4 protein-coding genes and 1 pseudogene are annotated in these 9,656 nt (G+C 69.3%); 4 read left to right on the top strand and 1 reads right to left on the bottom strand.

Annotation, left to right across the window (positions count from 1 at the left end; genetic code table 11):
* Positions 1-140 precede the first annotated feature (140 nt).
* The 3 genes from FV228_RS12010 (at position 141) to FV228_RS12000 (ending at position 6,778) form a co-directional block, all read left to right on the top strand.
* Complete coding sequence (locus FV228_RS12010; protein ID WP_348645042.1) at positions 141-2,456, top strand: RNA degradosome polyphosphate kinase; 2,316 nt, start codon at positions 141-143, stop codon at positions 2,454-2,456.
* Positions 2,457-2,726: 270 nt separating this feature from the next.
* Positions 2,727-4,277: an exopolyphosphatase gene (gene ppx, locus FV228_RS12005; RefSeq protein ID WP_147854833.1), complete on the top strand. Its 1,551-nt coding sequence runs from the start codon at positions 2,727-2,729 to the stop codon at positions 4,275-4,277.
* Between the two features lie 404 nt (positions 4,278-4,681).
* Positions 4,682-6,778 carry a HAMP domain-containing methyl-accepting chemotaxis protein gene (locus FV228_RS12000; protein WP_147854832.1) on the top strand — a complete coding sequence of 699 codons (2,097 nt, stop codon included), beginning with the start codon at positions 4,682-4,684 and terminating at the stop codon, positions 6,776-6,778.
* Positions 6,779-6,833: 55 nt separating this feature from the next.
* Here the strand turns inward: FV228_RS12000 and FV228_RS11995 are convergent, their stop codons facing one another.
* Positions 6,834-9,161, bottom strand: coding sequence for an NADP-dependent malic enzyme (locus FV228_RS11995; protein WP_147854831.1), 2,328 nt, complete (start codon positions 9,159-9,161; stop codon positions 6,834-6,836).
* 78 nt (positions 9,162-9,239) lie between these two features.
* Here FV228_RS11995 and FV228_RS11990 point away from each other — a divergent pair.
* A pseudogene (locus tag FV228_RS11990) lies at positions 9,240-9,656 on the top strand (DapH/DapD/GlmU-related protein); the annotation flags it as partial.

The raw sequence follows: 9,656 nt of genomic DNA, 5'->3' as shown, positions 1-9,656 counted from the left end.
TGGTACGCGCGCCGGCCGACCGCACGGCTGCGTCGCGCGTACCACCCGAGGACACAGCCGATTCGAGCGCACCGGCCCCGGGTCCGCGCGCTCCCGGCTCTCGTACGGCCTCGCGAAGCGCGGCCGCCAAAAGCGCAACCGTGAAGAAGGCAGCGGTGCCGAGCGACGCCCGACCGAATGCGACGGCCGCCGCCGCAAGCGGTGCAGCCGCCGAGACGAAGCCCGTACCGATCGACACCGCCGACGAATGGCCTGCCGTCCCGGCGGCACCGGCGGAGCTGCCGGCCGGCGCGGCGCGGGAACCCGTGGTCGAGGCCGGACGCTCGCTGCGTCATTCCCCCGAGCGCTTCGTGAACCGCGAGCTGTCCTGGCTGCAGTTCAACCGCCGGGTGCTGGAGGAAGCCTCCAACCCGAACCATCCGCTGCTGGAGCGCCTGCGCTTCCTGTCGATCTCGGCGAACAATCTCGACGAGTTCTTCATGGTCCGCGTGGCCGGCCTGATCGACCAGGTCCGGGCCGGTCTGACGCTCCCGTCCCAGGACGGGCTGACGCCGTCCGAGCAACTGAACCGGATCGGTATCGAGGTGGCGCGGCTCGCCGCCGACCAGCAGGCGCGCTGGCGCCAGCTGCGGGTGGAACTGCAGGCCTCCGAGATCGAGATCGTCGAGCCCGCCGCCCTCACCGCCGAGCAGGCCGCCTGGCTGGAGGAATACTTCCTCAATCATGTCTCACCAGTCCTGACGCCGCTCGCGATCGATCCGGCGCACCCGTTCCCGTTCATCCCCAACCTCGGCACCACCATCGCGCTGGCGCTGGTGCGGCCACGCGACGGCCGGCTGCTGCGGGCCCTGATCCGGGTTCCCGGCGTCATCGACCGGTTCGTCCGCCTGCCTACCAGCGAGAGCGAGACCGCCGCGCGCCTGATCTCGATCGAGCAGGTGATCGGAATGTTCACGGGGCGGCTGTTCCCGGGCTACCTGGTCAAGAGCAGCGGCGCGTTCCGGGTGGTGCGGGATTCGGATCTTGAGATCGAGGAGGAGGCCGAGGATCTCGTCCTGCATTTCGAGACCGCGCTGAAGCAGCGCCGCCGGGGCGTCGTGATCCGCCTCGAAGTCGAATCCGGCATGTCGGAGGATCTCCGCAGTTTCGTGGCCGACGAGCTTGAGATCTCCGCGGACGCGATCTTCCTGATCGAGGGCATGCTCGCCCTCAACGAGCTGTCGCAGGTCGTCGGGATCGACCGGCCGGACCTGAAGTTCAAGCCCTACAACCCGCGCTTCCCGGAGCGGATCCGGGAGAGCGGCGGCGACGTGTTCGCGGCGATCCGCCAGAAGGACTTCATCGTCCACCACCCCTACGAATCCTTCGATTCGGTTGTGCAGTTCCTGGCCCAGGCGGCCCGGGACCCGAACGTCGTGGCGATCAAGCAGACGCTCTATCGCACCTCGTCGAACTCCCCGATCGTCGCGGCGCTCGCGGAGGCCGCCGAACTCGGCAAGTCGGTCACCGCGCTCGTCGAGCTGAAGGCGCGGTTCGACGAGGAGGCCAACATCCGCTGGGCGCGCAACCTCGAGAAGGCGGGCGCGCAGGTGGTGTTCGGCTTCGTCGAGCTGAAGACCCACGCCAAGCTGTCGCTGGTGGTCCGGCGCGAGGGCGACAAGCTCGTCACCTACTGCCATGTCGGCACCGGGAACTATCACCCGATCACGGCGCGCGTTTACACGGACCTGTCGTTCTTCACGGCCGACCCGGCGATCGCCCGGGACGTCTCGCGGATCTTCAACTTCATCACCGGCTACGCCGAGCCCGCCGAACTGGAGCGGATGTCGGTCTCGCCCCTGACGATGAAGAACCGGCTCTTGGAGAACATCGAGGCCGAGGTCGCCCACGCCAAGGCCGGCCGGCCGGCGGCGATCTGGATCAAGTGCAACTCGCTGGTCGACGCGCAGATCATCGACGCGCTCTACGATGCGTCCTCGGCCGGTGTGCAGATCGATTGCGTGGTGCGCGGCATCTGCTGCCTGCGGCCGGGCATCCCGGGGCTGTCCGAGACGATCCGGGTCAAGTCGATCGTCGGGCGCTTCCTGGAGCACGGGCGGATCTACGCCTTCGGCAACGGCGTCGGGCTGCCGCACCCGAAGGCGACGATCTACATCTCGTCGGCCGACCTCATGAGCCGCAACCTCGACCGCCGGGTCGAGGCCATGCTGCCGATCACGAATCCCACCGTGCACCAGCAGGTCCTCGACCAGATCATGCTGGCCAACCTCCTGGACAACCGTCAAAGCTGGCGCCTGCTCGCCTCGGGGGGCTGCGAGCGGATCCAGCCCGCGGACGGCGAAGAACCGTTCAATGCGCACAAGTATTTCATGACGAATCCGAGTCTTTCCGGCCGGGGCAAGGCCTCGAAGAAGTCGAGCCCGCGCGCTCTGAGCCGTCGGGCTCAGCGCGCTTAAGTACACAGGCCGATGCGCAGGACGCTCGACAGGTTTCGAGACCGTGTTGTGCGGTTCTGCGTCCGGAAAATCCGTCCGGCAAAATGGCCGGGCGGACGAAACGTTGCCCTGCCGGCCCGATTGGGCTTAGAGCTTGCGCCGTCGCCAGGGATCCCGGTTCCGCCGCGAGCGCAGCGTATCATCGACGTGGAGCCGATCTTGGTCGCGGCTCCGGAATGCACGCGCGGCCCGCCGGTCCGGTCGGCCACGCTCCATCAAGGACTCGGACGTTTGGGCAGCCCTCGCGCCAACCTCACCCTCGCGCATTCCGCCGACCGGCCTTCGCGCGATCCGCGGCCGCCGGTGGCGATCATCGACATCGGCTCGAACTCGGTGCGGCTGGTGGCCTATGACGGCCTGAGCCGTGCGCCGACGCCCCTCTACAACGAGAAGGTCCTGTGCGGCCTGGGCCGCAACGTCCTGACCACCGGCCGGCTCAACGAGGACGCGGTCAACCGGGCGCTGACCGCCCTGGGACGGTTCCGCGTGCTGTGCGAGACCATGCGGGTCGGCCGGGTGTTCGTGCTGGCGACGGCGGCGGCCCGGGACGCCGAGAACGGGCCGGACTTCCTGCGCGCCGCCGAGGCTGCCTGCGGCCAGGAGATCCAGCTTTTGTCGGGGCGCCGTGAGGCGGAGCTGTCCGCCATGGGCGTGATCTCGGGCTTTCACGCGCCGGACGGCGTCGTCGGCGACATGGGCGGCGGCTCCCTCGAACTGGTGGACGTGCGCGGCACCGTGGTCGGCCAGGGCGTGACCATGCCGCTCGGCGGCCTCGCCCTGCAGGACCTCTCCGGCGGGTCGATCAAGAAGGCCGCCAAGATCGTGCGCGAGCACATGCGCAAGGCCGAGCCGCAGCTCGAGACCCTGCGCGGCCGGACCTTCTACGCCGTCGGCGGCACCTGGCGCGCCCTGGCGCGGCTGCATCAGGCCGCGCGCGGCTACCCGGTCCACGTCATGCACGGCTACGCGGTGGAACCCACCGACGAGATGAGCTTCCTGCAGATCGTCGAGCAGACGGATGTCGGGCTGCTCCAGGACGTCGAGACGATCTCGGAGGCCCGCCGCCCGCTCCTGGCCTACGGCGCCGTGGTCCTCGAAGAGATCATCCGGGTCGGACGCCCGCGGGAGGTCGCGATCTCGGCCTCCGGGGTTCGGGAGGGCCTGCTGTTCGAGCAGCTCGACCGCGACACGCGTCTGGTCGATCCGCTTCTCGCCTCGGCGGCGGAGTTCAACGCCCTGCGCGCCCGCGCGCCGCGCCACGGCGAGGAGCTGATCGCCTGGACGGACCGGTTCGTGGCGACGCTGGACGGCCCCGAGACCGCGGACGAGCGCCGCCTGCGCCATGCGGGCTGCCTCCTCTCGGATGTCGGCTGGCGTGCGCATCCCGATTACCGCGACGAGCAGAGCATTGCGGCGATCCAGAACGCCGCCTTCGTGGGCGTGGACCATCCGGGACGGGCCTATCTCGCCCTCTCAGTCTCGCTCCGCCACAGCGGCCTGGCTCCGGAAAAGGCCAACCCGATCCTCAGGACCGTGGCGGGGCCGCGCCTGTTCGAGCGGGCCCGCCTCCTCGGCGCGATGCTCCGGGTGGCGTTTCCGATCTCGGCCGGCATGGACGGCGCACTCACCCGGGCGCCGCTCCTGGTCGAGGACGGTCGCGTCACGCTGCGGATGCCGCGGGATTGGGCCGCGCTTGCCAGCGACCGCCTTCTGAACCGGGTGCGCGCGCTCGGCCGTGTGGTCGGGACGGACGGGCGCATCGAGATCGACGCCGCCACCTGACCCGTGAGGCGCGACCTCTGGGGAGCGGGATCGGGCGGTGGCGCGCCGCAGCGGCCTGATACGCCAGCCCGCGTCCGGGGGCATGTCCGGATGGGCGGTCCTGTCATCGTGTCGCGGAGGGCGGCCAGAAAGCGCTGCTTGTGACAAACGCGCAGCATGGCCGCTGTGATAGTGAAGGGATGTGGCCCAGCAAAAAATTCTCTTCTGTGATGCAATGATGTTTCAGCAATCCTGGACTATGCGATGTCTGATAAAGGGAAACTATAGGTCATTTCATTGTAGTTTTTATATTATGAGAACAATTAATATAGCAGATTAAGCATTTTTGTACGATACGGTGCATCGAGATTCGATTTTAGGTATCATGATCTGCAGAGGCCGGGCGCGGCCATTGGATTTTGATCATGCGTTGGCTTGGACGGTTCTCGATAAAGACGCTTTTGTGCTTGGTGATCGCCGCTCTGGCGGTGATGTTTCTGAGCTATACGACCAGCGCGCCCATTAATGCGCGCACGCAGGCCGAGCAAGCCGATCGGGCCGTCACCCTGGCCCATGCGAGCCGGCGCCTGCTCAAGACGATCCTGCCGCTGCGTCTCGAACGCGGCTCGACGCTTGCCCTGGGTAGCCAGGAGCCGGCCGGGCCGAACACGCTGTCGGCGATCGCCACGAACCGGCAGGCGATGATCGAGAGTTTCGCCAGGGCCCAAGACCTCCTGCGCCAGCAGGACGTCCCGGCGGTGACCGCGACAGTTGCACGGCTGAACGCGGCGCACGAGGCCGTGAACACGCTGCGCCCCCGGATCGACGCCGCCCTGCGCCTCCCCAAGGATCAGCGCGACGCGACGCTGATGCCCGCGATGCTCACCGCCTATCAGGAGCTTCTCGATGCGCTGACCGCCACCACGGACGCCGTGGACGGCGCCATCCCCCGTTCGGACGCCGATTTGCAGCGCTATCTGGGCCTCAAGCGCGCAGCTTGGGCGTCGCGGGTCGCGATCGGGAACGTCGCCCTGCGGGTTCAGACATCCCTGGCGGCCGGAACCTCCTGGACCCTGCCGGAGACCGTCGCCGCCGCGGAGGAACGCGCGCGGCTGCAGACCGCCTGGGCCGCCACCACCGAGGCAGCCTCTTCCGTCTCGGATAAGGTTCGGTCCGCGTTCCGGACCGCCGACGCCCAGAACTTCCAGGGCGCGAACGCGGCCATCGCGAAGGCCGTGTTCGATGCCCTCAGCCAGGGAACGCCGCCGAGCGTGACGTTCCAGGAGCTGCGGCAACGGAATACCGAGACGCAGGCCACCATCGTCGATCTCGCGTACGCGAGCCTCGACGATATGATCGGGCACGCCGAACTCCTGGCCGATGCGGCACGCGGCATCCTGATCCGCAACGTCGCCGCCCTCGCGGCGGTCGTCCTGCTGGTCGGCTTGGGCCTCGTCGTCATCTTCGTCGGCGTGCTGCGGCCGATCCGGACGATGTCGGCGACGATGCGGGAGCTGGCCGCAGGCGACGCCACCGTGGAGGTGCCGGTCGGGCTCTATCGCAACGAGTTCGGGCCCGTGGCGGCGGCCGTGCAGGTGTTCAAGGACAACCTGATCCGGACCCGTCAGCTCGAAACCGAGGCCGCCGAGGCCCGGCTGACGGCCGAGGAGCAACGCAAGGCCGGCATTCGCCAGATGGCCGAGGCCTTCGAGACGGCGGTCGGCGGCATCATCGGGCAGGTCTCGTCCTCGGCCGCCGAGCTGCAGGCGACCGCCCAGACCCTGACGGCCACGGCGACGCAGACGGCCAGCCAGTCCACCACGGTGGCCGCCGCGGCCGAGCAGGCGGCCAGCAACGTCAACACCGTAGCGGCCGCCTCGGAGCAACTGGGTTCCTCGGTCCAGGAGATCGGCCGACAGGTCGACGGGTCGGCCAAGCTGGCGCTGGGGGCGGTCACCGAAGCCGGGCAGACCGGCGCGCTGGTGCAGGAGTTGAGCAGCGCCGTGGCGCGGATCGGCGACGTGGTCGGATTAATCTCGAACATCGCCGGCCAGACCAACCTGCTGGCACTGAACGCCACGATCGAGGCGGCCCGGGCCGGGGAGGCCGGGCGCGGCTTCGCGGTGGTCGCCTCGGAGGTGAAGGCGCTCGCCGAGCAGACCGCGAAGGCGACCGAAGAGATCTCCGGCCAGATCGCCCGGGTGCAGGCCTCGACCGGCCAGGCCGTGACGGCGATCGGCACGATCACGGCGCGGATCCAGGACATCAACGCCGTGGCGACCTCGATCGCGGCGGCGGTGGAGGAGCAGGGGGCCGCGACCCAGGAGATCGTCCGCAACGTCGGGCAGGCGGCGGCGGGCGCCGGGGAAGTGACCAGCAACATCGCCGGGGTCGCGAGTGCCGCGGAGGAGACCGGGAAGGCGGCGAGCCAGGTGCTCGGCGCGGCCACCGACCTGTCGCGGCAATCCGAACACCTCACCGCCGAGGTGTCCCGCTTCCTCGACACCATCCGGGCGGCCTGAAGGCACGACCCCGAACGATCCCGGCAGCCGGAGCCGTCGGGATAAGCCGCTCCGTTTACTCCGAGATCATCCCGGCGCCGGTCTCGCCCCCGGGCAGGGGCGCCGCCTCGGATTGCGCCTCGACCACGGCGGCGGCGGTGACGTTGACGATGCCGCGGGCCGTGACCGACGGCGTCAGGATGTGGGCGGGCTTGGCCGGGCCGATCAGCAGCGGCCCGACCGGCAGCGCGTCCGCCAGGACCTTGGCGAACTGGAACGCGATGTTGGCCGCATCCAGGTTCGGGAAGATCAGGACGTTGGCCGCGCCCTTGAGGCGCGAACCCGGCAGCACCCGGTCGCGCACCAGTTCGGAGAGCGCCGAATCCGCCTGCATCTCGCCGTCGACCATCAGGTCCGGGTCGCGGGCCTGCAGGAGCGCCAGCGCCTCCCGCATCTTCATCGCCGAGGGCGAATCCGACTGCCCGAAATCCGAGTGGCTCAGCAGGGCGATCTTGGGCGTCAGGCCGAAGCGGCTGACATGGCCGGCGCAGGCCTGGGCGACCTCGGCGATTTCTTCCGCCGTAGGGTTCTGGCGGACATGGGTGTCGGCCAGGAAGTACGCGCCCTCGCTGGTCACGATCAGGCTCATGGCGGCGCACTGGGCGATGCCCGGCGCCAGCCCGATCACGTCGCGGATGATCCTCAGCCGGGTCTCGAACCGGCCCTCCAGGCCGCAGATCAGGGCGTCGGCCTCGCCGCGGCGGACCGCGATCGCGCCGATCACGGTGTTGTTGGTGCGCACGAGGGTGCGGGCCGCGTCCGGGGTGATGCCGCGCCGGCCCGCGACGTCCAGGTAGGTCTGGACGTAGGCCCGGTAGCGGGGATCGTCCTCGGGATCGATCAGCTCGAAGTCGCGACCCTCCTGGATCGAGAGGCCGAAGCGCTTCAGGCGCGATTCGACCACGCGCGGGCGCCCGACCAGGATCGGGAACGCGACCTTGTCCTCCACGATCGCCTGGACGGCGCGCAGGACCCGCTCGTCCTCACCCTCAGCGTAGATCACCCGCTTGGGGTCGGCCTTCGCCTTCGAGAACAGCGGCTTCATGATGAGGCCGGACCGGTGGACGAACCGGTCGAGGCTGTCGACGTAGGCGTTGAAATCCGTGAGCGGCCGGCCGGCGACGCCGGAATCCATCGCGGCCTTGGCCACCGCCGGGGCGATGCGCACGATCAGGCGCGGGTCGAACGGGCTCGGGATCAGCGATTCCGGGCCGAACGGCCGTGCCTCGCCGCCATAGGCCCGGGCGACCACGTCGGAAGGAGTCTCGCGGGCGAGCGCCGCGATCGCCTTCACGGCCGCCTGCTTCATCTCCTCGTTGATGCTGGTGGCGCCGACGTCGAGCGCCCCACGGAAGATGTAGGGGAAGCACAGGACGTTGTTGACCTGGTTCGGGAAGTCCGAGCGGCCCGTGCAGATCATCGCGTCGGGACGCTTGGCCTGCGCGAGGTCCGGCATGATCTCCGGATAGGGGTTGGCGAGCGCCATGATCAGCGGCTTGTCCGCCATCTTCTCCAGCAGCTCGGGCTTCAGGACGCCGCCGGCCGAGAGGCCGATGAACACGTCCGCGCCGGGGATCACCTCGGCCAGCGTGCGGGCCTCGGTCTCCTGGGCGTAGACGTCCTTCCAGCGGTCCATCAGCTCCGGGCGGCCCTTGTAGACCACGCCCTTGATGTCGGTGACCGTGATGTTCTCCCGGGTCGCACCGAGCGAGACGAGCAGGTTGAGGCAGGCCAGCGCCGCCGCGCCGGCGCCGGAGGTGACGATGCGGACATCCGAGAGCGCCTTGCCGGCGAGTTCCAGGCCGTTGAGGACAGCCGCCGCCACGATGATCGCGGTGCCGTGCTGGTCGTCGTGGAAGACCGGGATGTTCATCCGGGCCCGGCACTGCTCCTCGACCTCGAAGCACTCCGGCGCCTTGATGTCCTCCAGGTTGATGCCGCCGAAGGTCGGCCCGAGCGCGCAGACGACATCGACGAGCTTGTTGACGTCCTTCTGGTCGACCTCGATGTCGAACACGTCGATCCCGGCGAACTTCTTGAACAGGACCGCCTTGCCCTCCATCACCGGCTTGGAGGCGAGCGGGCCGATATCGCCGAGGCCGAGGACGGCGGTGCCGTTGGTGAGCACCGCCACGAGGTTCTGGCGGATCGTCAGTTCGGCAGCCTGCTGCGGGTCGTCGTAGATCGCCATGCAGGCGGCTGCGACGCCGGGCGAGTAGGCGAGGGCGAGGTCGCGCTGGTTGCCGAGCGGCTTGGTCGCCTGGATCTCCAGCTTTCCGGGCTGCGGCAGGCGGTGGTAGACGAGCGCCCCGGCCTTGAGGTCCTCGGACATGTTATCGGCCATCGCTCACCTTCCAGCTCGCCCGCTTTCCCGGAGACGACGCGGTCGCGCACCGCGCCGGATCCCATCGTGACCGGTCTGTTGCACCGGCTGCGTAGGGGGCGCAACCCGCATAACGAGACGCGGATCCACCTCGCCGCGCTGGCGCGCGCGCACGGCTTCTCCATAGGCGCTTACTCGTACGGGCGTCCCAAAGTGCGCTTCCCGGAGAGCGGCCGTCGCCTGACGATCGGCCGCTATTGTTCCATCGCCGACAAGGTCGAGATCCTGCTCGGCGGCGACCACCGGCTCGACTGGGCCTCCACCTACCCGTTCGCGGCGATGCGCCGCCTGTTCCCGGATGCGCGCGCCCCGGCGGATTACCACGCGTCGCGCGGCGACGTGGTGATCGGGCACGATGTCTGGCTCGGGTCCGGCTGCATGATCCTGTCCGGCGTCACGGTCGGGCACGGCGCCGTGGTGGCGGCGCGGGCGGTGGTGACCCGGGACGTGCCGGCC

The sequence above is a fragment of the Methylobacterium sp. WL18 genome, assembly GCF_008040015.1.
GTDB classification, from domain to species: domain Bacteria; phylum Pseudomonadota; class Alphaproteobacteria; order Rhizobiales; family Beijerinckiaceae; genus Methylobacterium; species Methylobacterium mesophilicum.
This window is presented reverse-complemented; position numbering and strand designations above follow the sequence as displayed.

Bases quoted from the DNA above. Each gene is read 5' to 3' on its own strand.
- FV228_RS11995 (WP_147854831.1), bottom strand. From the start codon at position 9,161: ATGGCCGATAACATGTCCGAGGACCTCAAGGCCGGGGCGCTCGTCTAC.
- FV228_RS12000 (WP_147854832.1), top strand. From the start codon at position 4,682: ATGCGTTGGCTTGGACGGTTCTCGATAAAGACGCTTTTGTGCTTGGTG.